Source organism: Tolumonas auensis DSM 9187, assembly GCF_000023065.1.
Taxonomy (GTDB): domain Bacteria; phylum Pseudomonadota; class Gammaproteobacteria; order Enterobacterales; family Aeromonadaceae; genus Tolumonas; species Tolumonas auensis.
This window is the reverse complement of sequence record NC_012691.1, coordinates 3213187-3238442: the sequence shown is the minus strand read 5'-3', so window position 1 is coordinate 3238442 and position 25256 is coordinate 3213187. Positions and strand designations below refer to the sequence as shown.

Sequence of the window (25256 nt, the reverse complement as noted above, 5' to 3'; positions counted from 1 at the left end):
CTGATGAGCGACTATAAACATACTTTGAACCTGCCGGAAACCGCGTTTCCGATGCGTGGCGATCTGGCGAAACGTGAGCCGGAAATGCTGAAAAACTGGTACAAACAAGATTTGTACGGGGCGATCCGCAAAGCCAAGGCAGGTAAAAAATCATTCATTCTGCATGATGGCCCGCCTTACGCTAACGGCAGCATTCATATTGGTCACTCCGTCAATAAGATCCTGAAAGATATTATTATTAAATCCAAAGGGTTATCCGGTTTTGATTCTCCGTACATTCCGGGTTGGGACTGTCATGGTCTGCCAATCGAACTGAAAGTGGAAGGTATGGTTGGGAAACCGGGTGAGAAGGTTACCGCTGCCCAGTTCCGTGAAGAGTGCCGTAAATATGCCAAGACTCAGGTAGAGGCACAGAAAACCGATTTTATCCGTCTTGGTGTGCTGGGCGACTGGGAACATCCGTATCTGACGATGGATTTCAACACTGAAGCCAACATCATCCGTTCTTTGAGCAAAATCATTGCTAACGGTCATCTGCACAAAGGTTCTAAACCGGTGCACTGGTGTACCGATTGTGGTTCGGCATTGGCTGAAGCGGAAGTTGAATACTACGATAAAAAATCACCGGCGATAGATGTCCGTTTCCGTGCCGAAGATGAAGCGCTGGTGGCTGGCAAGTTTGCGGCTGCCGGTGAAGGTCCGTTATCTGTCGTTATTTGGACCACAACCCCCTGGACGCTGCCTGCTAACCGCGGTGTCGCATTACATCCGGAACTGGAGTATGTGCTGGTTCAGGTCAATGGTGAGCAGCCGGAACGTCTGGTGCTGGGTGCTGCGCTGTATGAGTCAGTATTAGCCCGCGCCAAAATCACTGATTTCACCATTCTGGGTCGTTGTGCGGGTGCAGATCTGGAACTGCTGCGTTTCCATCATCCGTTCTATGATTTCACTGTACCGGTTGTGCTGGGTGATCACGTAACGACGGATTCCGGTACCGGCGCGGTACACACTGCACCAGGTCATGGTCAGGAAGACTTTGTGGTTGGTAAAAAATACGATCTGGAAGTGGCTAACCCTGTTGCAGGTAATGGTACTTATTTAGCGGATACGCCATTGTTTGCCGGTCAGCATGTATTCAAAGCCAACGATAAAGTCGTTGATGTGCTGCGTGAGCACGGTGCACTGCTGCATCATGAAGCTTATCTGCACTCTTATCCGCATTGCTGGCGCCATAAAACGCCGATTATTTTCCGTGCTACCCCTCAGTGGTTTATCAGCATGGAACAGGCTGGCTTGCGTCAGAAAGCATTGTCCGAGATTAAGGGCGTGCGCTGGATCCCTGAATGGGGTCAGAACCGTATTGAAGCGATGGTAGAAAACCGTCCGGACTGGTGTATCTCTCGTCAGCGTACCTGGGGTGTGCCTATCGCGTTGTTTGTGCATAAAGAGACTCAGGCACTGCATCCGCGCGCGCTGGAACTGATGGAAGAAGTCGCCAAACGTGTCGAAGCTAAAGGCATTCAGGCATGGTGGGATCTGGATCCTGCTGAGTTGCTGGGTGCTGAAGCTGCCGATTACGAGAAAGTCCCGGATACACTGGATGTCTGGTTTGACTCAGGTTCAACACATGCATCTGTGGTTGATGTGCGTCCTGAATTCAATGGCCATGCAGCAGATATGTATCTGGAAGGTTCAGATCAGCATCGTGGCTGGTTCATGTCTTCCCTGATGATTGGTGTCGCCATGAAACATCAGGCACCTTACCGTCAGGTGCTGACCCACGGTTTTACTGTGGATGGTCATGGTCGCAAGATGTCGAAGTCGCTGGGTAACGTCGTTAGCCCGCAAGACGTCATGAACAAGCTGGGTGCGGATATTCTGCGTCTGTGGGTCGCCTCAACCGATTATACCGGTGAAATGACCGTATCTGATGAGATCCTGAAACGCTCTGCGGATGCGTATCGTCGTATCCGTAACACCGCCCGTTTCTTCCTGGCGAACCTGAATGGTTTCAATCCTGAAACTGACATGGTGCAGCCAGAAGAGATGGTTGTGCTGGATCGTTGGGCTGTCAGCCGAGCCAAGGCAGTTCAGGAAGAAATCATCGCCGCTTACGATAACTATGATTTCCATATTGTGACCCAGAAACTGATGCAGTTCTGTTCCGTGGAAATGGGTTCTTTCTATCTGGATATCATCAAAGATCGTCAGTACACCGCCAAAGCAGACAGTATTGCCCGTCGTTCTTGTCAGACCGCATTGTTCCATATCGTGGAAGCAATGGTTCGCTGGTTGGCGCCAATCATGAGCTTTACTGCCGAAGAAATTTGGAAACTGTTGCCAGGTCAGCGCGATCAGTTCGTGATGACAGGCGAATGGTATACTGGCTTGTTTGCTATGCAGGCAGGCGAAGCGCTGGATGATAATGTGTGGGCGGATTTATTAACCGTTCGTGCGGAAGTCAACAAAGCGCTGGAAGTGGCACGTAACGATAAACTGATCGGCAGTTCCCTGCAGGCGGAAGTTACTCTGTTTGCCAACGCTGAGCTGGCGGCGAAGTTACGTCTGCTGAGTGATGAACTGCGTTTCGTGTTACTGACCTCTAAAGCAGCAGTACAGGATGCGGATGCGCAGCCGGAAAATACTCAGGCAACGGAAGTTGCTGGTTTGTGGTTACAGGTTGCGGTGAGTAGTGCGGCGAAGTGTGAACGCTGCTGGCACCATGTTGACGATGTAGGCTCTCATGAAGGTCACGGTGATATTTGTGGCCGTTGCGTTACTAACGTGGCTGGAGAAGGCGAAGTTCGCCGTTTTGCATGATGAGCTTACTGACTGGAACAGGTCTGCGCTGGATGTGGCTGGCAGTATTTGCCATTGTGCTGGATCAGGCCGCGAAGCTGGCGATTATGCAGCACATTCCTTATGGACACGGAGTGGTCATCACTCCGTTCTTTAATCTGGTGCATGTCTATAACACTGGCGCGGCATTTAGTTTTCTGGCGGATGCAGAAGGCTGGCAACGGTGGTTATTCAGCGGGTTAGCCATTGTGATTTCCGGGGTTCTGGCTGTTGCTATGGCAAAGGCACCGGCAAAATGTTCGTTGTCTAACCTGGCTTACAGCCTGGTTATCGGTGGAGCTATTGGCAATCTGATTGATCGGGTTGTCTATGGGCATGTCGTCGATTTTCTTGATTTCCACTGGCAGGATCTCTACCACTTCGCTGCATTTAATGTCGCTGATATGGCGATTAGCTGCGGGGCCGTATTCATCATTCTGGATGGTTTTATTAAGAAACCTGCTGATAAGTAACTAACCGTTAACATCAGCTGATATTATAAGCCGGTATTTATACCGGCTTTGTTGTAACTGGCTCTGAGGGGGCATCATGAAAATTCTGTTAGCTAATCCACGTGGTTTTTGTGCCGGCGTAGATAGAGCAATCACCATTGTCAAAAATGCCCTGCATAAATTTGGCGCCCCGGTTTATGTCCGGCATGAAGTTGTACATAACAAATATGTTGTGGATGAACTGAAGGCGATGGGTGCTATTTTCGTTGATGAGCTGGATGAAATACCGGACGGTAATACCGTAATTTTTTCTGCACACGGAGTCCCTAAGCGTGTGCGGGAAGAGGCCAGAAAACGGGGCTTGCAGGTATTTGATGCCACCTGTCCTCTGGTGACTAAAGTACATATGGAAGTCCACCGTGCCAGCCGTAAAGGTCAGGAAGTAGTACTTATAGGTCACAAAGGCCACCCTGAAGTTGAAGGCACTCTCGGGCAGTATGATGAAAATGGCACCGGTATGTATCTGGTAGAAGATGCTAATCAGGTGGATAGTTTACCGGTACAGCAACCGGAAAAAGTCAGTTTTGTCACGCAGACGACGCTGAGCGTCGATGAAACCCGGGATATCATTGATGCCTTACGTGAACACTTCCCTGCCATACAGGGACCACGGAAAGATGATATCTGCTATGCCACACAGAACCGGCAGGATGCCGTGAGGGCTTTGGCTCCGCAGGTTGATGTCATGTTGGTGGTTGGTTCAAAAAACTCCTCTAATTCCAACCGGTTACGTGAGCTGGCCGAGCGTCTTGGAACCAGGGCTTATTTGCTGGATGATGCATCACAGTTGCAGGATGAATGGTTTACTAATGTCAATTCAGTTGGTGTGACGGCCGGTGCTTCTGCACCGGAAGTGCTGGTTCAGAGTGTGATTGATCGCTTGTATCAGCTTGGTGGCAGTAAACTTGAACAGATGGATGGTGTGATCGAAGACACCGTATTTGAAGTGCCCGTGGAATTACGGGTTTAATTCTCTGACCTGATTATAAATATCACAAGAATATTAAGCTTACGGTGGCGAGGATGAATCTTCGCCACCGTTTTGATTGCTATATAGCGACGTCCCTGCCGTTTTTGTCAGCCATTTTTATTCTCTGATTCTGATTAAGATATGAACCCATTGATGTTCATATTTCAGGCATTAGTCAATGTGGCGACCATTTCAAGGTGTAACCTTAATCGAGCTTATCCTCACAATAGCGATTGTGGGAATTCTGGCCTCGGTATCATATCCGGCAATGTCTCACTATGTGCGCGAAAGTCGGCGTTCAGAAGCCCGGAGTGAATTGAGTCATATCGCAGGGTTGCAGGAACAATTCTTTTTGCAAACGCAACGTTATGCCAGTTTATCCGATCTGGGGTTGAGTACAGCTGCGGACAATAGCTATCTGACCGAAAATGGTTATTACCGCATTACAGTTGCCGTATCTGCCTCTGCTTTTTTGTTAACTGCGATGGCTGCCGGTTCGCAAAGTAGTGATCTTGATTGTCTGATGTTCTCTCTGGCGCAGGACGGCTCCCGGGATAGCTCCAGTCATGACCGATGCTGGTAATGCGCAATGCTTAAGAATAACCAGGCTTATTTAGTCGCACCGCAGCAAGGCTTTACGTTACTGGAAGTGATGATCAGTACCGTGATTCTGACTGTCAGTTTACTGGGGATTGCAGGCATGTACGGATTTGCCTCAAAGTTTTCTTATGAGGCCAGACAACACACTCAGGCTGTCTATATTGCAAATGACATTATGGAACGTTTGCGGATGAGCAAAATAGCCTGGCTTAAATCTGTTTTATTAAAAGATGATGGTTCATATCAATTAAATATTAATAATCAATCCGCAACAGCGTTATTGCCGACATGCAATAAAAAGCAAAACTGCCGTTATAACGATTTAATTTTTCATGATGTAACCGACTGGCAGCAACATTTAGCCAGTGCATTTCCATCATCTTCAGCCTCCGTCTGCCTGTCATTAAAACACCGGAAAACTGAACCAGTGATTGATGTTGATTTAACGGTTAACTGGATTATTCATAATGCGGATAAATCAACCATGATTCCCGTTTTAAATACTGAATGTGGTCAGACTGAGACGGGACGGCGGCAATATTTGATGCAAATGCAGTTATGAAGTTATCACGGGGATTCACACTTCTTGAGTGGTTAATTTCCAGCACAATAGGGTTATTTTTACTATCTGGTGCGTTCTCTGTTTATGTTATGTCACGAAATAACAACCATCAATTGCAGATCTATAATGAATTACAGGAAAACGGTCGCCTGGCGATGAATTTATTATTGCAGGATTTGCGGCAGACAGGTTTTTTCGGTGATATGACAGGACAAACTCTGCGTCTTGATAGTAATGTTAAATCACGGCTGAAACTGGCGGAAGCTCATGATTGCCGTGATGAGCGGGGAGCGCAGGGGGGAACATTACCTGCAGCCGGTGACAATGGTATCCTGAGACCTTTTCTGGCAAGACATGTGGATCCGGATGGTTTTTTAAATGCGGAATTAAGCTGTTTAAAGAAATTGAAATTACAGCCTGACAGTGATGTCTTGTCGTTAAAGCGAGAGGTCGGTGATCCTGTTGAAAGGTCAGCGACTGGCTGGAATCCGCAACGTATTTATTTGGCTGCGAATGTTAATCAGGCACTGTTTTTTGCCGGTAACGATAAAGATGCTACCGATGATTTATCTGTACGGCCTACGGCTCAAATCCGTGAATTTCAACATCACATCTATTATATCCAGCAATTAAATAACATCCCGGAGCTTCGTTTGATCCAGCTGACAGATCAGATGAATGCTGCATACAGCCTTCCACTGGTTCAGGGCGTTGAACGGCTGCGGGTGCTGGTTGCGGTGGATGAATCTGTTCCAGCCGATGGTCTGGCGGATAAATACCTTCCTCCGGAGAAAATAACCCCGGTTGTCTGGAATACATTTTCAATCACCGGAATTCAACTTTTTTTGCTGATCAGGGCGCTGGAACCCTCTCCGGGATTTCGTAATGAACAAACCTATCAGTTAGGCGATCAAAAACTGGTTCCGTTTAATGATGGTTATCAGCGTCTGGTGCTGCAATCGAGTGTGCAGTTCCGTAATGCCAGTGTGGGGAATGCGTTAGATTGATGAGCATGACAAACCAGAAAGGAATGGTATTAGCTGTCATCCTGATTCTGATGTTACCGCTGACACTGATGGCTGTCTCAGTTATGCAGTGGGGGCGGGAACAGATGAAAATGAGTGCTGCAGGCAGCCACCGTATCAATACACTAGCTAGTCTGGATTCTCAGTTGCAGGATTTCTGGGCGCAACCTGATTTACGGCAATTGCTGGAAGAATTCACTGATGAGAGTAAAGACAAAAGAAATAGCACAAAGGGAATATTTCAGACCAGCAGGCAATATGAAATGCCATGCAGGCGTACCACTTTGGTAAGCAGCAGTAATGTAATTAAGCGCTGTCGCTATATTGATATTGTCCTTAATAAGTCAGCACGGTTGGCAAATAAAAACTTTGCAGTCATAACAATCGAGCTGCCATTTTTTTAATACGCTGATTCAGGAATAAATAATGAGTCAATATTTCAGCAAAGTGGTTGTTTATTTTCTGGTACTGATGTTCACAGGCATGATTCCGGTAGCACAGAGTGATGACATCGAGCTCTGGTCAGATGAGAAACAATTTACTCACCCCTATTCCTTTTCTGCTCCGGTTATAGCCGGAGAATGGTTTTATTTATCTTCATTCAGTTATTCGTCTGAACATGGCTGGTTGGGACGATTAAACAAGTTTCGCTTTACTGACGAAGGTAAAGTCGTAGATCAAAATGGTATTTCTGCTTTCAGTTGTCAGGGGAATGTCTTACCGGCGGCACGCAGTTTCTGGGCTACGGAGATAACTGACTCTCGGGGGCAAGATGAAGTACAGACTATGCTGATGACTCAATCAGTGCGCCGGTTGTTCACATCCGGGTTTAAAAACCAGCAGTTACAAATGGTTATGCTATCGGAAGAACAACAGAAATCTATCCCGGCTCTGCTGGGTGACAGTATGCATAGTCAGCCACGGGTGCTGGATTATGGTGTTCAGCATAAGGGGCAGGACAGGCGTATTCTGCTGGGTACTAATACCGGCATCCTGCATTTATTCAGTGATAAAGCGAATACACTTGATGAGTCCTGGGCTTTTATTCCGGCGGAATTTTTCTCGCATATTTCGGAGCAACAGAACCGGCAATTTAAACCCCGGCAATATGCCATTGATGGTGCGATCACGCTGTTTCATGATGATAAAGACAAGGATGGCATTATTGAATCAACAGAAGGTGATCATCTGTGGGCTTTCTTTGGAATGCGTCAGGGCGGGCGTGGTTATTATGCACTGGATCTGACAAATCCTGATCATCCGGTACTCAAGTGGAAGATTGACGCTAATGACGCTAACGGAGCATACAAATTATTAGGGGAAACCTGGTCTGCACCGCAATTGGCGTATATTTCTGACAAGGATAATTCATCGGCGCAACAAACACCGGTTCTGATCGTGGCGGGTGGTTATGCCGCGCAAGCGGAAACATCCGCTTTAACCGGGCGGGTTATTTACATTATTGATGCGGATTCCGGGCAAAAATTGTTTTCAGTTAGCCCGGAGCCCGATGGCCTGACTAATTTACAGGTACCGCTGACGGACGCGATTCCGGCTGATGTCGCTTTGCTGGATAGTGATCTGGATGGCAGGACAGATCGGCTATATGTCGGAGATGTTGGCGGTAATGTCTGGCGGCTGGATATGACTGGTCGTTTTTCTGACTGGCGGATGAGTAAACTGGCTGTGCTCGGTGGTGGGCATACGGCAGATGAGAATGCAGAAAGCAGCAATACTCGCCGTTTCTTTGGGCAGCCGGTGATTGTTCGTTCGTTGCTGAGAGTTAACACTGGCAAGGATTCGGTTGCTGAGATACCTGCCGACTGGGTTTTAATTGGCAGTGGTGATCGGGCCAATCCTGGTTTTGGTTCCGGGAATGCTCCGGCTCAAAACCGTTATTTCGCTTTACCTGACCGGCAGGTAAAGCCCTATCAGCAGAATGATGCTATTCCGGCCCCGCTGGAAGCCGCGGAGTTACATCCTGCCTATTCACAAAGCAACGATAAGACACCGCCCGGTGTCTTTATGCAGGGTTGGTATGTGAATTTAGATCAGGCTCAGCAGGAGCAGGTATTTGGCAACGGTTATGTTGTTGCCGGGAAAGTATGGTTTACCTCTTTTGCTCCTGCAGGCCATTCAGCTAACGGACAACCCTCAATTGGTGTTACCCGTTTGTACCAGATCGATCTGGTCTCTGGTGCTTTTAGTGGTGCGACAGCGTTCGTAAGTCAGATGCATGATCGATTACTGGAAAATCCTGGGCTGGCATATCAAACGGAAACAGGGCAATTGTGGATAACCGGAATAAATGATGTTGCTGACAGCCAAACGGGTTGTGCTTCACCGGTGATCTCTTTGGCGGACGCGCTGAAACCTCGCAAGATCGCGGAATATCCCTCGGAGTATTAGTCATCTTGCAGCTAAGAGCAGCTGATTTTCTGTTGTCGTACCCGTCCGCTCATGGCGATGGCGATTCCTATCCCTTCGCTCATTCCTGAGCCGCAGAGACTAATCGTGCCCGGGGTTCCGGCTTGTGTGCCATCGGGCTGAAAAACAAAGTGTAATTGATTGGTGGTGATTGTCAGAGCCGGGCCGGGTAATGCATGCCGGAGCAGGATGGTATCGCCATTTTGACTGGCGGAGAATTTTCTGTTCTGATCCTGGTCGTTAAACAGGAGCAGGTGGGTGAAACCTTGTTTAACGCACTGTTCCTGCTTATCAGCCAGACAGACAATTACATCGGTCTGATGATCTATCGCCTGGCTTCTGGCGCGGTGCAAGGCGTTATGCAAGGAAAACCCTTCGGTCTGCAGAGCACTCTCGGCGAGTAAGTGCTGTAAACCGGGAATACCAACAAGCAATAAAATAGCCGCGACTGCCAGCGTGATGATCAGTTCAAGGAAGGTAAAGCCGTCTGAGCGCATGGTGGCTCTGCTGTAATGGAGTCAGATCCCGATTGTCTATGCCAGCGGGTAGAGTTGAAACTGCCAGATCCGGCAGTGATACGGTGGTGCTAACAGTATCACTGCCGTCAGATATCAGCGGGCTTTTTCCTTCGCAGACAGAAGCATCAGAACGATACCAGCCAGTACAAATGGCACGCTCAGCCATTGTCCTACCGAGATCAGATTTCCGGCTTCGTAAGCAGCTTGCGGGGTTTTGAAATATTCAATAATGAAACGGGCCGCGAATACCAACGTCAGAAACAGACCGAACAGGAAACCCGTTTGTTTGCTTTTCGTGGTACGGAACAACATCAGCAATAAGACGAAAATCGCAAAATAGCTGGCGGCCTCATAAAGCTGTACCGGATGACGCGGCAGCGTATCAATACGCTCAAAGACCACACCCCAGCTGCCATCAGTCGAATTGCCGATAATTTCCGAGTTCATGAAGTTACCCAGACGGATAAAGCATCCGGTTAATGCCGTTGGAATGGCCAGACGATCGGCCAGCCAGAGGAATTTGTTTTCCGGATGCTGACGGACAAACAACCAAATCGCAAGCAGTACACCAATACCACCGCCATGACTGGCCAGTCCACCTTCCCAGATTTTCAGAATGTCGATCGGATGTGCCAGATAATATTCCGGTTCATAGATCAGGGTATGCGCCAGACGCGCACCAACGACAGTTCCGATGAAAATGTAAGTCAGTAATTTATCCAGTTGTTCTGTGGGGCGACCTTCCTGACGGTAGATCCGTTGCATTAACTGATAGCCCAGTAAAAAGCCGGTGGCGAACAGTGCGCCGTACCAGTGGACAGCAATCGGGCCGAGCTGAATTAAAATCGGATCTGCATTCCAGAACAGCATCTTCTCTCTCGTTAGTGAAATAGTTCACATAAATCATGAATGAACGACAGAGTAGCATGTTCTCTGAATGCGGGTGAAGAGAGGAAAACCAGTCAGCGGGCGATTGCTGACTGGTCAGGGTGACGGATTATTGACGCAATAATCGGGCGGCTTCAACCATGTTGCTGAGTGCCGTACGGGTTTCCGGCCAGCCGCGCGTTTTCAGTCCGCAATCCGGGTTTACCCAAAGACGTTCTGTCGGGATGTGCTGCCGGGCCTTTTGCAGCAACTGTGTTATCCATTCCACCGTTGGCACATTCGGTGAGTGGATGTCATAAACGCCCGGGCCAATATCGTTCGGATATGCCTGATGATGGAACACATCCAGTAATTCCATATCGGAACGGGAGGTTTCCAGGGTAATCACATCGGCATCCAGTGCGATAATGGATGGCATGACATCACCGAACTCGCAATAACACATGTGGGTATGGATCTGCGTATCATCTGCGACACCGGCGGCGGTCAGTTTAAAGGCTTTTACTGCCCAGTTGAGATACGCAGCCTGCTCCTGCTGACGCAGTGGTAAACCTTCACGCAGTGCCGGTTCATCAATCTGAATAATCCCGATCCCGGCTTTTTCCAGATCCTGAACTTCATGACGTAAGGCCAGTGCCAGCTGTAATGCCATGGTTTCCCGTGATATATCCTCACGCGGGAATGACCAGCACAGCATGGTAATCGGGCCTGTCAGCATGCCTTTCATGGGTTTGCTGGTCAGGGACTGGGCGTACTGACTCCAGCGTACGGTCATCGCCGCCGGGCGGCTGATATCGCCGACAATCACCGGCGGTTTGACGCAGCGGGAGCCGTAACTCTGTACCCAGCCATTTTGTGTGAAAGCGTAGCCTGTCAGCTGTTCACCGAAATATTCCACCATGTCATTACGTTCCGCTTCACCATGTACCAGAACATCCAGACCTATCTGTTCCTGTTCTGTTACGGCATAAGCGATTTCCTGTTTCAGACCCTGTTCATAAGTTTCCAGATCGATTTCGCCTTGTTTAAAGCGACGGCGTAAGGTGCGGATCTCGCCGGTTTGCGGGAAGGAGCCGATGGTCGTGGTTGGCCAGTCCGGCAACTGGAAGCGAACCTGTTGTTCTGTTGCGCGCAGTGCATAAACTGCGTTACGTTCGGCATCTTCCGGACGGATCGCCGCGACTGCGGCCTGAATGGTCTCATCCTGTACGCGAACGGATTGTTGTCGTTGCCGCAGCGGTGCACTGTAGGCTTGCAAGGTCAGGATTTTCTGATCGTCCGGTTCGCGCAGTGTCCGCTGCAGCAGATGCAACTCGGTACACTTCTGCCGGGCAAACGCGAACCAGCTTTTGATTTCCGGCTCCAATCCGTGTTCTGCCTGTAAATCTATCGGGCTATGTAATAACGAACAGGATGTGCCCAACCAAAAGTCCCGATGCGTTTGCTTCAGTTCAGTCAGCTGTGCATACAGTTCATGCAAATTAGCCCGCCAGATATTGCGCCCGTTGATAACTCCCAGTGACAGCTGCCAGTGTGCCGGAATTGCGGCCAGAGTCGGTGCTAATTCGTTTTTACCGGCCACCGCATCCAGGTGAAGGCCGTCGACATCAAGCTTGGGTAACCAGTCGAGTTGGTGGGCGATACCACCTAAATAAGTCGTTAACAGCAATTTACAGCCGGAACCCTGCAACTGCTGATACGCCGACAGATATGCCTGCTGCCATTCAGCCGGAAGGTCTAATGCCAGTACGGGTTCATCAATTTGTACCCATTCGATTTTTTGCGCGGCCAGTTTCTGCAGGATTTGCTGATAGACGGCCAGCAATTGCGGTAGCAGTGACAGTTTATCAAATGCGGTGCCTTTGGTTTTACCCAGCCAGAGGTAGCTTAGCGGACCGAGTAATACCGGTTTAACTCGATAACCGGCAGTAAGTGCTTCGTCGGTTTCATCGAATAACTGAGTCCAGCTCAGTTTAAATTCCTGCTCAGCATGAAACTCGGGGACCAGATAATGATAATTCGTATTAAACCATTTACTCATCTCTGCGGCCGGAGCTTGCTTCCCGGTTGGTGCGCGTCCGCGGGCAATCCGGAACAGCGTATCCAGATCGACACTGCCATCGCTGTTCTGGTGGCGCGGAGGCACATTTCCTACCATCAGGCTGGTGGTCAGTACATGGTCATACCAGGCGAAATCGCCGACGGGCAAGAGATCTACCCCGGCTTGTTGCTGCCATTGCCAGTGGCGGTGACGCAGATTCCTGCCAGTTTGTAATAATGCTGTTTGTGTAATATTTCCTGCCCAATAGGCTTCCAGTGCTTGTTTCAGTTCCCGCTGTAATCCGATACGGGGAAAACCTAGGGTATGCGTAGTAAAAGTCATGCTTGCTCCGATTGGATGTTTAGATGTCCGGATGTTTACATGGCTATATTTCCGCGTTACCTTAGTCAGTACCAGTGCATTCTTTGCATCCGCAACTTGCAGGTTTTTCATGTTTGAACTGAAACATCTCCGGTCACTATTAGCCTTAAAGCAGCAAGGCTCGCTGGCGGCAGCGGCAGATATGCTAAATCTGAGTCAGTCTGCTTTATCCCATCAGTTAACCGAGCTGGAGCAACGTTTGGGTGGGCCGCTGTTTTTGCGGAAAAGTAAGCCGCTGAATTTCACTGCGGATGGACTCAGACTGGTAACGCTCGCGGAATCTGTATTACCGCAGGTGGACGAGGTAGTGCATTATCTGCGGCGCGACCTGCAGCCGGTTCAGCTGCGTATCAACGTGGAGTGTCACAGCTGTATCCGCTGGCTGACGCCGGCATTGCAACAGTTGCAGCAACGTTATCCTGATCTGGAACTGACATTTGCCAGTCAGCTTGATTTTACTCCGCAGCAAGCGCTGCTGCAGGGAGAACTGGATATGGTATTAACCGCCGATCTGTTGCCGGAGAATGGGATTTACTATGCACCATTATTTGATTTTGAAATGCGGCTGGTATTGCCGGTAACTCATCCGCTGGCCAGTGCTGAGCTGATTACCGCAGAAAATCTGAGTGATGAAGTGTTACTTACCTATCCGGTCGTACCACAACGGCTGGATGTGCTGCGTCATTTTATGCAGCCGGCAGGTCTTAAACCTAAACAGATAAAGACGCTCGAGAATACCCTGATGTTGACACAAATGGTGGCGGCCGGATGGGGCATTACCGTGTTACCGGATTGGGTTTGCCGGGAATTTGAACAACAGCAATTAATCATTTCGAAAGCGCTGGGTGATGGTTTGTGGCGGCGTTTACATGCGGCAGTCAGGGTCGGGGAGCGGCAACAACCGGCGATCAGAACATTAATTAAAGCGCTGACCCGGCATCCTGCAGAAGCAAAATGAACGTTGCGGGCTATTCGTTCTCATCAAAACGGGCTTCAAACAGGTGAAGCACTGCGTCCATGACTTCAATGGCTTCCGGGCCATCGCAGATAACGCGGATCGTTTCGCCTTGTGCAGCCTCCAGCATTAACAGGCCAACGACACTGTCTGCACTGGCTTGTTTTTCACCATTACACAGAGTGATTTTTGCCTGAAAATTCGCAACCAGTTGCACCAGTTTGATTGCTGCCCGGGCATGCAATCCCAGCTTGTTGATGACCGCGACCTGATTCTCAACCCGGGGCATGTAATTTCTCCAGTGTGCGGTGGCGACGCTGGACATTTTTCCCCAGCACCAGGAAATGATTCGCCAGTTGCTCAGCAATAAATACCGAGCGGTGCTGACCACCGGTGCAGCCGATAGCCACAGTCACATAGCTGCGGTTATTCCGTTCCAGTTGCGGTAACCAGGTCTCCAGCAGACTGATCAGCTGATTGATGTATTTGACGACATCGGGTTGTGACTGCAGGTAACGTTGTACCGGCTCATCCAGACCCGTCAGCGGTTTGAGTTCAGCGATCCAGTGTGGATTAGGCAGAAAGCGGGCATCAAACACAAAGTCAGCATCTTTTGCGATACCGTGTTTGAAGCCGAAAGATTCAAATACCATCACCAGCTCATGCTCTTTTTTGCCCAGTACCCGTTCCCGGATCTGTTCACTGAGTTCATGGATACTGATATGACTGGTATCAATGCGTAAGTCGGCACTGGAGGAGAGCGGGGAGAGCAGGTCAGTTTCCTGCCGGATCGCCTGGGCCAGTGTGAATTGTTGTCGCGATAGCGGATGCAGGCGGCGGCTTTCACCATAGCGTTTCAGCAAAGTCGCATTGTCGGCATCAAAGAAGAAACTGGAAAATTGCAGATCCTGATGCTGTCTGATTTCATCCAGAATTGAAACCAGATCTTCCGCTGTAGCTGGCAGGTTTCTGACATCAATACTCACCGCGATCTGATCATATTTACCGCGTAATTCTGCGACCAGCTGAAACAGCAGGGATACAGGCAGATTGTCCACACAGTAATAACCCAGATCTTCCAGAACCCGTAATGCAACGGTTTTTCCGGAACCAGAGCGACCACTCACGACGATGAGTTTCATCGGTAATCATCCATTGATCATTTGTTGATACAGAGCTTCATCCGATTCAGCCAGACGCAACTGACGACAGAAGTTCTTATCATTAAATTTTTCGGCCACCAGTGCCAGTGTTTTCAGGTGGGTTTTACATTCACTTTCCGGTACCAGCATGGCAAACAGCAGATCCACCGGTTGATTATCAATTGCATCAAACGGTATCGGTTGCTCCAGTGTCAGCAGTATACCTGTGACCGGATAGCCATCAGGAATACGACCATGAGGAATGGCAATGGCACTGCCTATGCCTGTAGTGCCCATTTTTTCCCGGGCCTGCAGACTGTCAAATATCTTTTGTTCATCAAGTCCCAGTCGGGGGGCGGCTAATTCGCTGATAATTTCCAGCACGCGCTTTTTGCTGCTGCAAGGGACTGCACTTTTGGTGCAGTCCGCAGACAAGATTTCAGAAATTAACATGATTACTTGCTGGCTAATTTTTCTTTGTATTTGATGATCTGGCGATCCAGTTTATCCATCAGTGCATCAATGGCAGCGTACATACTATCATCTTGGGCATTAGCGAAAATTTCACCGCCGTTGACGTTCAGTTTTGCTTCTGCAATTTGTTTCAGTTTTTCTACAGTTAAGATCACTTGAACGTTATTAATGTGCTCAAAGTGACGTTCTAAACGGGCAAATTTACTGGTGACATAATCACGCAATGCATCAGTTAACTCGATATGGTGACCTGACAGGTTGATTTGCATAACGTCTTCCTTATTGTTGGCCTACAGCAGGCGTTTGCGTTGGCTTGATGGTGGAATAGACAACGATTCGCGGTATTTTGCGATGGTTCTTCTTGCCACCATTATGCCTTGTTCCGTCAGCAAGTCTGCGATCTTGCTGTCGCTCAAAGGTTTGGCCGGGTTTTCCGCCGCGACCAGTTTTTTTATTAAGGCTCTGATTGCAGTCGAAGAACACTCTCCGCCGCTATCAGTATTAACATGACTGGAGAAAAAATACTTCAGTTCAAAGATGCCACGAGGCGTATGCATGTATTTTTGTGTAGTAACTCGCGAAATTGTCGACTCATGCATCTCTACTTCTTCGGCCACATCGTTCAAAACCATCGGTTTCATCGCTTCTTCGCCGTACTCAAAAAAGTCCTGTTGTTGTTGCACGATGCAGTTAGCAACCTTAAGCAGGGTTTCGTTACGGCTTTCTAAGCTCTTGATAAACCATTTGGCTTCTTGCAGATGAGAACGAATAAACTGGCTGTCACTGCTGTTACGGGCGTGACGGGCCATTGAAGCATAGGTTTCATTGATCCGGACTTTTGGCATCGCATCGGGGTTCAGTTCGACGACCCAGCGGTTGCTTTTTTTCAGGACGGCCACATCCGGGATCACATACGAGGATTCGCTGGGTATAATTCTGCTGCCCGGGCGCGGCTCCAGCGTCTGGATCAGTTGTAGGATTTCTTTCAGGTCACCTTCTTTCAACTGCAGTTTACGCGCCAGATTGCGGTAATCACGGGAGCCCAGCAGATCCATGTGATCTTTAATCGCCAGACGTGCTTCATTGAGCCAGGGGGTATCGGCAGTAAACTGATTCAGCTGGATCAGCAGGCATTCCTGTACCGAGCGTGCGGCAACACCAACCGGATCAAAATGCTGAATGCGTTTCAGAACGGTTTCAATTTCATCCATTTCGACCAGTTCATCATCAGCACTGACTGCTTGCTGGATCTCCTCCAGCGAGGCGCTGAGATAACCGGACTCATCAATACTATCAATGATGGTCAGGGCAATGGCGGCATCCTGTTCGCTGAACGGTGTTAAGCGCATCTGCCACAACAGATAATCCTGCAGACTTTCAGCGGTTTCTCCCTGATAAACGGATTCTTCATCACTGTTCATCAGACCACTACCGGACGATGTTGAACCGGCGGCGGTATAGACCTCATCCCAGGTTGTGTCCATCGGCAGTTCTTCAGGCATGTTTTCCTGAGCCTGAGCCATTTCTTCGCTGCTATCCGGAGGTGTGAAATCGTCATCATCCGGAATTTCCGGAGTAGCGATGTCAGATTCATCCTCTTGTTCTAATAAAGGATTAGCATCGATAGCCTGCTGGATCTCCTGTTGTAGTTCCAGAGTAGACAGTTGCAGCAGACGAATCGCTTGTTGCAATTGTGGGGTCATGGCAAGTTGTTGCCCAAGACGCAACTGTAAGGTCGGCTTCATCTACGGGATATGTCCTTAATTTCTAATTTCCGTATCGGTGCTTGTAACTAAGCAGTCCGTATTTTTATTATGGCTGATTATGGCCATAGGCACATTGTTTACAGGGTAAATCCTTCACCCAGATAAACTTGTTTAACGTGCTCATTTTGCAGAATCTCTGCAGGGGAACCTTCAGCAATCAGATTACCGTGGCTGACAATATAGGCTTTTTCGCAGACATCCAGCGTTTCACGCACATTATGATCGGTAATTAATACACCGAGTCCGCGATCCCGTAAATGTTCAATGATCCGCTTAATGTCGATCACGGAAATGGGATCGACCCCGGCAAATGGTTCATCCAGCAGAATAAAGCGCGGTTCAACGGCCAGTGCCCGCGCAATTTCCACTCTGCGGCGCTCACCACCGGAGAGACTCATACCGGTGTTTTTACGGATATGTCCGATATGGAATTCCTCCAGCAGCGCTTCCATTTTTTCTTTTTGCTCTGCCCGGCTCAGCTCACTGCGTAGCTGTAATACGCCCAGCAGATTTTCTTCAACGGTCAGACGCCGGAAAATAGAGGCTTCCTGTGGCAGGTAGCCAATACCATGGCGCGCCCGCTGATGCATCGGCATCGCGGTGATATCCAACTGGTCGATCATAACGGTTCCGCCGTCTTGCGGTACCAGTCCGACGATCATATAAAAGGAGGTCGTTTTTCCTGCACCATTCGGGCCTAACAGACCCACTACCTGACCAGTGGCGACCTGCAGACTGACGTTTTGTACGACCTGTCTGCCCTTGTAACTTTTCTTCAGGCCACTTGCTTGCAAAAGAGTCATAGATTTACGGTTTGCCTGCTTTGTTGAATTCTTCGATTTCCTGTGGAAGAAAAATAGTCTTCACGCGGGAACCTTTACCGCTGCTCTGCGCTATCATCTGCTGTTTCTGGATGTCATAACGGATCACATCACCGTTCACCTGATTATCATCCTGCTTCAGCTCGGCTTTCCCTGTCAGGGTGACCAGGCGATCTTTTAACTGATAACGTAATTCGCTGGCACTGGCGTTAACCGGTTTACCGTTGTCCAGGATCTGGAAAAAGGTGGCCGGCCGACCGGTTGCGATCATCTCATCATTCCCTTTCTCATGCCGTAATACCACTACTTTATCGGCGTGAATAATGATGGAACCCTGAGTGATCGTCACATCCTGCAGAAAAGTTACTTTATTTTCATTCAGTTCAGCCTCTTGGCTGACGGAGTCAACGACGACCGGTTGCTGATAATCTGATTGTTTGGCCTGCGCGCTGACTGAAAGCAGCAAAAGCAGTCCGAAACTAGCGTGGCTTAAAGTAAGTTGCATGGCCTTTATCCAAAATTTGGTAACGTTTGGTATTCAAATCAGCATGTAAGCCGACACCTTGGACATGATAGTCCGGACTGTCAATAGTGACGGGTTTATCGCTACTGATCTGGCGGCTGTTCATATCCATTTCCAGATAACTGGTTTGCATCCGGTCAATGTTGAGTGCCGGATTGTGATTTTTAATTAACACGCTATCACGCAGAATCAATCGATCATTACTGATCATTTGTCCGGAGTTCGCCGAGACATTCCAGGCTTTCTGGCCATTCGGTTCGAATGTCTGCAATACCGGATGCACCGCATCGGTCACTTTATTGTGCTGATAATAAAGCGCCTGATCGGCGGTAAAAATATCCGTTAATTTACCATCGGCACTGTAACGCTGGTTATGCAGCTTGGACGCGGTAAAACTCGGTAATGACAGATCTTTTTTCTGCAGCAATGTATTCTGATTATCATGCTGTGATGACCATTGCCATGCCAGCAGTGACACTAGAAACAGCAATAATATCAGTAACGTTTGCCGGTTGATCATACCGAGGTTCCCTGTGCGGAATCGAGCTGGCCGTGAGCCTGTAAAATCAAATCACAGACTTCTCTGACGGCACCATAGCCACCACTGGTCCGGGTCACCAGGTCTGCTTTTTGCAGTACCAGCGGATGAGCGTTTACCACGGCAATACCTAATGCGGCATTATGCATGACCGGTAAATCGATGACATCGTCACCGATATAGGCAGCCTGAGAAGCGGAGAGTTCCAGCTTATCCAGTAACGCTTCAAACGCGGGCAGTTTGTCGCCCTGGCCCTGATAAATATGCTGCACCCCCAGTGCCTGCATCCGGCGCTGCACTATGTTTGAACTGCGTCCGGTGATAACGGCCACATCAATACCGGCGTTCAGCAGAGCCTTGATGCCAAACCCGTCATGCGTATGAAAGGTTTTCAGCTCTTCACCGTCATTGCCCATATAGATCCGGCCATCGGATAAGACGCCATCGACATCACATACCAGCAGCCGGATCTCAGCTGCCAGTGCCATAATGCGTTTTTCCACAGTACCGTAAGGCGTGGCTATATAATCGCTCATACTACTCCGGCTTTCAGCACATCATGCATGTTAAATGCACCGACCGGGCGGTGTTGTTTATCCAGCACGATCAGTGCGTTGATTTTTCTTTCCTGCATCAGCTTCACCGACTGAGCCACCAGCATCTCGGCAGGGACGGTGATGCAGTTGGTTGTCATCACTTTGGTGATTGATGTGGTATGAATATCCAGTTGTTGATCCAGTATACGGCGCAAATCACCATCCGTGAAAATCCCGGCCAGTGTTCCGGTATCATCCAGAATCGCGGTCATCCCCAGACCTTTACGGCTCATTTCCAGTAAGGCATCGCTGACGGACGCTTTATCTGACACGGCCGGGATCTGTTCACCCTGATGCATGATATCTGCATTCCGCAGCAACAGTTTCCGGCCGAGCGCGCCACCCGGATGAGACATGGCAAAGTCATTCGCGGTAAAGCCACGGGCTTCGAGTAATGACACTGCCAGAGCATCACCAAGTACCAGTGTTGCGGTCGTACTGGAAGTCGGAGCCAGACCCAGCGGGCATGCTTCCTGTTCCACATGCAGACAAAGGTGAATATCGGCTTCTTTTGCCATGGTTGATTCAGGCCGGCTGGTCATGCAGATAAGCTTGATTCCCCAGCGTTTCATCACCGGCAAGACAGCCAGTATTTCGTTGCTTTCACCGGAATTTGAAATGGCGATGACCACATCATTGCTGCTGATCATGCCCAAATCACCATGGCTGGCTTCACCCGGATGGACGAAGAAAGCCGGGGTTCCGGTGCTGGCAAAACTGGCTGCCATCTTCCGGCCGATGTGTCCTGATTTACCCATGCCCATTACGATAACTTTCCCTTTGCAGTGGAAAAGCATCTGACAAGCCTGAGTGAATTGTTCATCCAGTGTCTGGAAAAGTCCTTCAATTGCCTGGAGTTCCAGACGTAAAACGCGTTCTGCGGACTGGCGGAAATCAAAATTAGTTGGCATTTACGATCCTCTGAGCGTGTTGCGCGAGATCACATTATATGAAAACCTCGGCACAGAAGCGATAACGGCACTTTTTTTGCCTGAAAACAGTATCAGTGGTACCTGTTTAATTGGCTACGACATTTTTCACCATATACAATGGGCGACAGAAGTTTGTCAGCGGAGGTTGCGTGAGTGATTCATTGATCCAGATCCGGGACTTAAGTTTCAGTCATGGAGAGCGGTTGATTTACGACAATATCAGTCTGGATATTCCCAAAGGCAAGATCACTGCGCTGATGGGACCCAGTGGTATCGGTAAAACCACCTTGCTGCGATTGATCGGCGGGCAACTGAAGCCGGATCACGGGCAGATCCTGTTCGATGGTGCCGATATTCCTCAGTTAAACCGACGCGATCTTTATGCTATCCGTAAACGTATGAGTATGTTGTTCCAGAGCGGCGCATTATTCAGTGGGATCAGTGTTTTTGACAATGTCGCTTATCCGTTACGTGAACATACCCGTTTACCGGAAGAGATTATCCGTACGCTCGTGCTGATGAAACTGGAATCGGTGGGATTGCGTGGTGCGGCCAGTCTGATGCCATCCCAGCTTTCCGGCGGTATGGCCCGTCGCGCGGCACTGGCCAGGGCGATAGCGCTGGATCCGGAATTGATCATGTATGACGAACCGTTCGCCGGCCAGGATCCGATCACGATGGCGGTGCTGGTAAAACTGATCCGCGAGTTAAACACGTCAATGGGGATTACATCCGTTATCGTATCGCATGATGTGGCTGAAGTGATGAGCATTGCGGATTACGTCTATCTGATAGCAAATCATAGTATTGTGGCGCATGGCTCGCCGGAAGAGTTGCGCCGTGAAGGTAATCCGGAAGTAGTGCAGTTTGTGCAGGGTTTACCTGATGGACCGGTGCCATTCCACTATCCGGCCATTGAATTGTTACAGGAACTTTAGATGTTGGTCGATTTAATCAGCCGTCTCGGACGGCGTGGCATACAAAGCCTGACGGCGACCGGACGTGCCGGCATCATGTTGTATCAGGCACTTGTTGGACGACCAGAACCGAGAAAACATTTCCCGTTGTTGATTCAGCAACTCTATGTCGTTGGCGTTGAGTCTGTATTGATTATTCTGGTTTCAGGTCTGTTTATCGGTATGGTGCTTGGCTTTCAGGGATACCGGGTGCTGGTGGATTTTGGTGCTGAAGCATCTCTCGGACCATTAGTGGCACTGTCATTGTTACGTGAACTTGGTCCGGTGGTTTCTGCTTTATTATTTGCCGGGCGTGCCGGATCGGCGCTTACCGCAGAAATTGGTCTGATGAAAGCGACCGAACAGCTGAGCAGTCTGGAAATGATGGCAGTTGATCCGCTACGCCGGATTGTCTCGCCACGCTTCTGGGCCGGGGCGATCAGCCTGCCGCTGTTGTCTCTGATATTTTGTTTTATCGGTATTATTGGTGGCAAACTGGTCGGTGTTGACTGGCTCGGCGCTGATGAGGGTGGTTTCTGGTCAGCGATGCAGGCATCGGTGGACTGGCAGGAAGATATTGTTCAGGGGATTATCAAGTCGGTAGCGTTTGCACTGGTCGTCACCTGGGTTGCTTTATTTAATGGTTATGACAGTCTGCCAACGGCAGCAGGAATCAGTCAGGCGACCACACGAACAGTAGTTCACGCCTCGTTGCTGGTATTGGGATTGGATTTTGTAATGACAGCCGTCATGTTCAGGTGAGAGCGATGAAGTTCAGCAAAATTGAGTTTCTGGTTGGGTGTTTCATGCTGGCGGGTATATTTGCCGGTGTCATGCTGGCATTGCAAGTAGCAGGCCTGACCTTTGGCAATAAGGGCGATACATATTCGCTGTATGCCAATTTTGATAATATCGGCGGTCTTAAAGTCAGATCTCCGGTAAAAATTGGTGGTGTCGTGATTGGCCGGGTATCTGATATCTCGATTGATGCCAAATCGTTTACACCGAAAGTGGAAATGCAGATCGACGAAAACTATAACCAGTTGTCTGACACCAGTACGGCAGCCATTCTGACTTCCGGCTTATTAGGCGAGCAGTATATTGGTATTACCCCCGGTTTTTCTGATGAAGAAATGGGAACTGAAATACTGAAAAGCGGCGATGCGATTTCAGATACCAAATCAGCGATGGTACTGGAAGATTTGATTGGCAAATTTGTCTACGGGCAGGCGGATGGCAAATCTGATGGCCAGACTTCTGCTGCAACAGATACTAATAACTAAAGCATCTAAGGAGTCACGCAATGTTTAAGTGGGTAAACCGTTGTGCTGTCTGGTTACTGTTACTGGTTTCTGCACAGTCATTCGCTATTAATTCACAAGATCCCTATCTGCTGGTCAAAGAAGCGGCAGGAAAGACATTCACTCGTCTGGAGCAGGATGCTCCTCAGGTTAAGCAAAATCCGAATCATCTGCGGACGATTATTCGCGAAGAGTTATTACCTTATGTAGATAACAAGTTTGCGGCGTATAAAGTGATCGGTAAAGAGCTGAAAAATACAACGCCATCACAACGAGATCGTTTTGTTTCAGCATTTACCGATTACATCGTAGCGACTTACGCCGATGCACTGGGAAAATATGATAAACAGACTATCAAGGTAGAACAGAGCCAGCCGCTGGATACCAAGAAAGAGGTCTCTGTAAAAGTGACGGTCATTGATCCGGGTAAACCTGAAATTAATGTGGTTTTTCAGCTACGGAAGAACAGCAAAACCGGCGAATGGAAAGTGTTTGATATGGTTGCTGAAGGTGTAAGTCTGCTTTCTTCCAAACAGTCTGAGCTGGGTGGTTCTATCCGTCAGAAAGGGATTGATAGTGTCAGCAATATGCTGGAACAACATAATTTAAAACCGGCTACTTTACCGGGTAAACAGTCATGAAACTGACTGGCAATCTTGATGCCGTCCAGGTGACACAATTGTGGCCGGGAAGGGAGGAGCTGTTCCGACAGAATGAGCTTGATGTCAGTTCCGTCAATAAGATTGACTCGGCGGGCGTCGCTTTTCTGGTCAAGTGGGCTCAGGCTTGTCAGGCAACCAATCAGCGTCTGTTAGTACAGGGCGCATCACCCGAATTAGTGCAGCTGATTTCATTATATGGCGTCAGTGCATTATTCGATCTGGCCTCATCGCAATAAACGAGAAATGATTATGCATCCAACCGAGATTGAGAGTATTCTTCGGGCCGCTCTCGCGCTGGACGAGTTATATGTACAGGGTGAAAACGGTCACTATAAAGTCATTGCCGTTTCTTCCCTGTTTGCCGGTATGAGCCGGGTGAAAAAACAGCAAACCGTTTATGCTCCGCTGAAGGAACATATTGCCAGCAATGCCATCCACGCCCTGAGTATCAAGGCGTTCACTCCGGAAGAGTGGCAACGTGATCGTAAACTGAACGGTTATTGAGTCAGCGCGGATTGCCGCGCTATGAAGTCTGAATATTGAGAAATCGTCATTATGGATAAATTTCGTGTGCAGGGGCCAACCCAGCTCACCGGAGAGGTTATTATTTCCGGTGCCAAAAATGCTGCTCTGCCCATCCTGTTTGCTGCTTTGCTGGCCGAAGAACCAGTAGAAATCCAGAACGTGCCTAAGCTTCGTGATATCGACACCACCATGAAACTGCTGAGCCAGTTGGGTGCCCGTGTCGAACGAAATGGCTCCGTACATGTTGATGCCGGTCCGGTAAATGTGTTCTGTGCGCCATATGATCTGGTGAAAACCATGCGTGCATCCATTTGGGCGCTGGGACCTCTCGTTGCCCGCTTTGGTCAGGGACAGGTATCTCTGCCGGGTGGCTGTGCTATCGGTGCCCGTCCTGTTGATTTACATATCAATGGACTGGAGCAACTCGGTGCCAAGATCACGCTGGAAGAAGGTTACGTTAAAGCATCGGTGAATGGTCGGCTGAAAGGCGCTCACATTGTCATGGACAAAGTGAGTGTCGGCGCTACCGTGACTATCATGTGTGCCGCAACGCTGGCTGAAGGCAAGACCATTATTGAAAACGCGGCCCGCGAACCGGAGATTGTTGATACAGCAAATTTCCTGAATACCATGGGTGCGAAAATCAGTGGTGCCGGCAGTGATAAAATTATCATTGAAGGTGTTAAACGACTGGGTGGCGGTGTCTACCGCGTGTTGCCGGATCGTATTGAAACCGGAACATTCCTGGTTGCGGCTGCAGTTACTGGCGGTAAAATTGTCTGCCGGAATACGCGTCCGGATACACTGGATGCGGTACTGGCTAAACTGACCGATGCCGGCGCTGATATTGAAGTCGGCGAGGACTGGATCAGTCTGGACATGCAGGGCCGTCGGCCGAAAGCCGTGAATATCCGCACTGCTCCGCATCCCGGCTTTCCTACCGATATGCAGGCTCAGTTTAGTCTGCTGAATATGGTTGCCGAAGGAACAGGGGTTATCACGGAAACTATCTTTGAAAACCGCTTCATGCATATTCCGGAGCTCATCCGTATGGGTGGTCATGCCGAAATAGAAAGCAATACTGTCATCTGTCAGGGTGTTGCCCGTTTATCCGGGGCTCAGGTCATGGCGACCGATCTGCGAGCTTCAGCCAGTCTGGTGATTGCCGGTTTTGTGGCGCAAGGTACGACAATAGTGGATCGTATCTACCACATTGATCGTGGTTATGAGAGCATCGAAGAGAAATTCCGCGCTCTGGGTGGCCAGATCGACCGTATTAAGGGTGAGTAAAGTCACTCCTTAG

Annotated in this window: 29 protein-coding genes and 1 pseudogene; 17 read left to right on the top strand and 13 right to left on the bottom strand. The window is 49.2% G+C overall.

Going from position 1 to position 25256, the window contains the following annotated elements:
• The first annotated feature begins 3 nt into the window (after positions 1–3).
• The 9 genes and pseudogenes from ileS to TOLA_RS15115 all read left to right on the top strand — a co-directional run bounded on the left by ileS (position 4) and on the right by TOLA_RS15115 (position 8916).
• Positions 4–2820, top strand: coding sequence for an isoleucine--tRNA ligase (gene ileS / locus TOLA_RS15150; protein WP_015879992.1), 2817 nt, complete (start codon positions 4–6; stop codon positions 2818–2820).
• The gene (gene lspA / locus TOLA_RS15145) at positions 2817–3311 is read left to right on the top strand and encodes a signal peptidase II (RefSeq protein WP_015879991.1); all 495 of its coding nucleotides are present in this window, start codon (positions 2817–2819) and stop codon (positions 3309–3311) included. Before ileS ends, lspA begins: the two co-directional genes overlap by 4 nt.
• A gap of 76 nt (positions 3312–3387) precedes the next feature.
• Positions 3388–4320, top strand: a complete 933-nt coding sequence (ispH, locus tag TOLA_RS15140; RefSeq protein WP_015879990.1) for a 4-hydroxy-3-methylbut-2-enyl diphosphate reductase — start codon at positions 3388–3390, stop codon at positions 4318–4320.
• Positions 4321–4498: 178 nt separating this feature from the next.
• Entirely contained in the window at positions 4499–4903 is a 405-nt protein-coding gene (locus TOLA_RS15135; protein WP_015879989.1) for a type IV pilin protein, read from the top strand.
• Positions 4904–4909: 6 nt separating this feature from the next.
• Positions 4910–5482 (top strand): type IV pilus modification protein PilV, encoded by a 573-nt coding sequence (gene pilV, locus TOLA_RS16405; RefSeq protein WP_015879988.1) that lies wholly within the window; start codon positions 4910–4912, stop codon positions 5480–5482.
• Positions 5479–5523, top strand: a pseudogene (locus TOLA_RS17100) (prepilin-type N-terminal cleavage/methylation domain-containing protein); the annotation flags it as partial. The gene pilV and the pseudogene TOLA_RS17100, both read left to right, overlap by 4 nt.
• Before the next feature lie 48 nt (positions 5524–5571).
• Positions 5572–6489, top strand: a complete 918-nt coding sequence (locus tag TOLA_RS15125) for a PilW family protein (RefSeq protein WP_041609555.1) — start codon at positions 5572–5574, stop codon at positions 6487–6489.
• Positions 6489–6911 (top strand): pilus assembly PilX N-terminal domain-containing protein, encoded by a 423-nt coding sequence (locus TOLA_RS15120; RefSeq protein ID WP_015879986.1) that lies wholly within the window; start codon positions 6489–6491, stop codon positions 6909–6911. The genes TOLA_RS15125 and TOLA_RS15120 overlap by 1 nt, the downstream gene beginning before the upstream one ends.
• A gap of 22 nt (positions 6912–6933) precedes the next feature.
• A complete protein-coding gene (locus TOLA_RS15115; protein ID WP_015879985.1) occupies positions 6934–8916 on the top strand; it encodes a pilus assembly protein in 1983 nt (660 codons plus the stop codon).
• Between the two features lie 11 nt (positions 8917–8927).
• On the opposite strand, the gene TOLA_RS15110 is transcribed toward TOLA_RS15115, so the two are convergent.
• The 3 genes from TOLA_RS15110 to metE all read right to left on the bottom strand — a co-directional run bounded on the left by TOLA_RS15110 (position 8928) and on the right by metE (position 12723).
• A complete protein-coding gene (locus TOLA_RS15110) occupies positions 8928–9431 on the bottom strand; it encodes a GspH/FimT family pseudopilin (protein WP_015879984.1) in 504 nt (167 codons plus the stop codon).
• A gap of 114 nt (positions 9432–9545) precedes the next feature.
• On the bottom strand, positions 9546–10322 hold the full coding sequence (lgt, locus tag TOLA_RS15105; protein WP_015879983.1) for a prolipoprotein diacylglyceryl transferase: 777 nt from the start codon (positions 10320–10322) through the stop codon (positions 9546–9548).
• Positions 10323–10449: 127 nt separating this feature from the next.
• The gene (metE, locus tag TOLA_RS15100; RefSeq protein WP_015879982.1) at positions 10450–12723 is read right to left on the bottom strand and encodes a 5-methyltetrahydropteroyltriglutamate--homocysteine S-methyltransferase; all 2274 of its coding nucleotides are present in this window, start codon (positions 12721–12723) and stop codon (positions 10450–10452) included.
• A 109-nt stretch (positions 12724–12832) separates the two neighbouring features.
• On the opposite strand from metE, the gene TOLA_RS15095 reads away from it, so the two are divergent.
• On the top strand, positions 12833–13720 hold the full coding sequence (locus TOLA_RS15095; protein WP_015879981.1) for a LysR substrate-binding domain-containing protein: 888 nt from the start codon (positions 12833–12835) through the stop codon (positions 13718–13720).
• A gap of 10 nt (positions 13721–13730) precedes the next feature.
• Here TOLA_RS15095 and TOLA_RS15090 read toward each other — a convergent pair whose 3' ends face one another.
• From TOLA_RS15090 to kdsD, 10 genes are all read right to left on the bottom strand, one after another.
• Entirely contained in the window at positions 13731–14006 is a 276-nt protein-coding gene (locus TOLA_RS15090; RefSeq protein ID WP_015879980.1) for an HPr family phosphocarrier protein, read from the bottom strand.
• A complete protein-coding gene (rapZ, locus tag TOLA_RS15085) occupies positions 13993–14859 on the bottom strand; it encodes an RNase adapter RapZ (RefSeq protein WP_015879979.1) in 867 nt (288 codons plus the stop codon). The genes TOLA_RS15090 and rapZ overlap by 14 nt, the downstream gene beginning before the upstream one ends.
• Positions 14860–14865: 6 nt before the next feature.
• Positions 14866–15312, bottom strand: a complete 447-nt coding sequence (gene ptsN, locus TOLA_RS15080; protein WP_015879978.1) for a PTS IIA-like nitrogen regulatory protein PtsN — start codon at positions 15310–15312, stop codon at positions 14866–14868.
• Between the two features lie 2 nt (positions 15313–15314).
• Entirely contained in the window at positions 15315–15602 is a 288-nt protein-coding gene (hpf, locus tag TOLA_RS15075; protein ID WP_015879977.1) for a ribosome hibernation promoting factor, read from the bottom strand.
• 21 nt (positions 15603–15623) lie between these two features.
• Positions 15624–17078: an RNA polymerase factor sigma-54 gene (locus tag TOLA_RS15070; RefSeq protein ID WP_015879976.1), complete on the bottom strand. Its 1455-nt coding sequence runs from the start codon at positions 17076–17078 to the stop codon at positions 15624–15626.
• A gap of 98 nt (positions 17079–17176) precedes the next feature.
• A complete protein-coding gene (lptB, locus tag TOLA_RS15065) occupies positions 17177–17902 on the bottom strand; it encodes an LPS export ABC transporter ATP-binding protein (protein ID WP_015879975.1) in 726 nt (241 codons plus the stop codon).
• A gap of 4 nt (positions 17903–17906) precedes the next feature.
• Entirely contained in the window at positions 17907–18425 is a 519-nt protein-coding gene (gene lptA / locus TOLA_RS15060; RefSeq protein ID WP_015879974.1) for a lipopolysaccharide transport periplasmic protein LptA, read from the bottom strand.
• Positions 18400–18963 carry an LPS export ABC transporter periplasmic protein LptC gene (gene lptC / locus TOLA_RS15055; RefSeq protein ID WP_015879973.1) on the bottom strand — a complete coding sequence of 188 codons (564 nt, stop codon included), beginning with the start codon at positions 18961–18963 and terminating at the stop codon, positions 18400–18402. Before lptC ends, lptA begins: the two co-directional genes overlap by 26 nt.
• The gene (kdsC, locus tag TOLA_RS15050; protein WP_015879972.1) at positions 18960–19517 is read right to left on the bottom strand and encodes a 3-deoxy-manno-octulosonate-8-phosphatase KdsC; all 558 of its coding nucleotides are present in this window, start codon (positions 19515–19517) and stop codon (positions 18960–18962) included. The genes lptC and kdsC overlap by 4 nt, the downstream gene beginning before the upstream one ends.
• Entirely contained in the window at positions 19514–20488 is a 975-nt protein-coding gene (kdsD, locus tag TOLA_RS15045) for an arabinose-5-phosphate isomerase KdsD (RefSeq protein WP_015879971.1), read from the bottom strand. The genes kdsC and kdsD overlap by 4 nt, the downstream gene beginning before the upstream one ends.
• A gap of 170 nt (positions 20489–20658) precedes the next feature.
• Between kdsD and mlaF the strand changes: the two genes are divergently transcribed.
• From mlaF to murA, 7 genes are read left to right on the top strand one after another with little or no spacing between them, the layout of a single operon-like run.
• Positions 20659–21447, top strand: a complete 789-nt coding sequence (gene mlaF, locus TOLA_RS15040) for a phospholipid ABC transporter ATP-binding protein MlaF (protein WP_015879970.1) — start codon at positions 20659–20661, stop codon at positions 21445–21447.
• On the top strand, positions 21448–22227 hold the full coding sequence (gene mlaE, locus TOLA_RS15035; protein ID WP_015879969.1) for a lipid asymmetry maintenance ABC transporter permease subunit MlaE: 780 nt from the start codon (positions 21448–21450) through the stop codon (positions 22225–22227).
• A gap of 5 nt (positions 22228–22232) precedes the next feature.
• Positions 22233–22748, top strand: coding sequence for an outer membrane lipid asymmetry maintenance protein MlaD (gene mlaD, locus TOLA_RS15030; RefSeq protein WP_015879968.1), 516 nt, complete (start codon positions 22233–22235; stop codon positions 22746–22748).
• Between the two features lie 20 nt (positions 22749–22768).
• A complete protein-coding gene (mlaC, locus tag TOLA_RS15025; protein WP_015879967.1) occupies positions 22769–23407 on the top strand; it encodes a phospholipid-binding protein MlaC in 639 nt (212 codons plus the stop codon).
• Positions 23404–23664, top strand: coding sequence for an STAS domain-containing protein (locus TOLA_RS15020; protein WP_015879966.1), 261 nt, complete (start codon positions 23404–23406; stop codon positions 23662–23664). The genes mlaC and TOLA_RS15020 overlap by 4 nt, the downstream gene beginning before the upstream one ends.
• Before the next feature lie 13 nt (positions 23665–23677).
• Complete coding sequence (locus tag TOLA_RS15015) at positions 23678–23932, top strand: BolA family protein (RefSeq protein WP_015879965.1); 255 nt, start codon at positions 23678–23680, stop codon at positions 23930–23932.
• Between the two features lie 51 nt (positions 23933–23983).
• A complete protein-coding gene (gene murA / locus TOLA_RS15010) occupies positions 23984–25243 on the top strand; it encodes a UDP-N-acetylglucosamine 1-carboxyvinyltransferase (protein ID WP_015879964.1) in 1260 nt (419 codons plus the stop codon).
• Positions 25244–25256 lie beyond the last annotated feature (13 nt).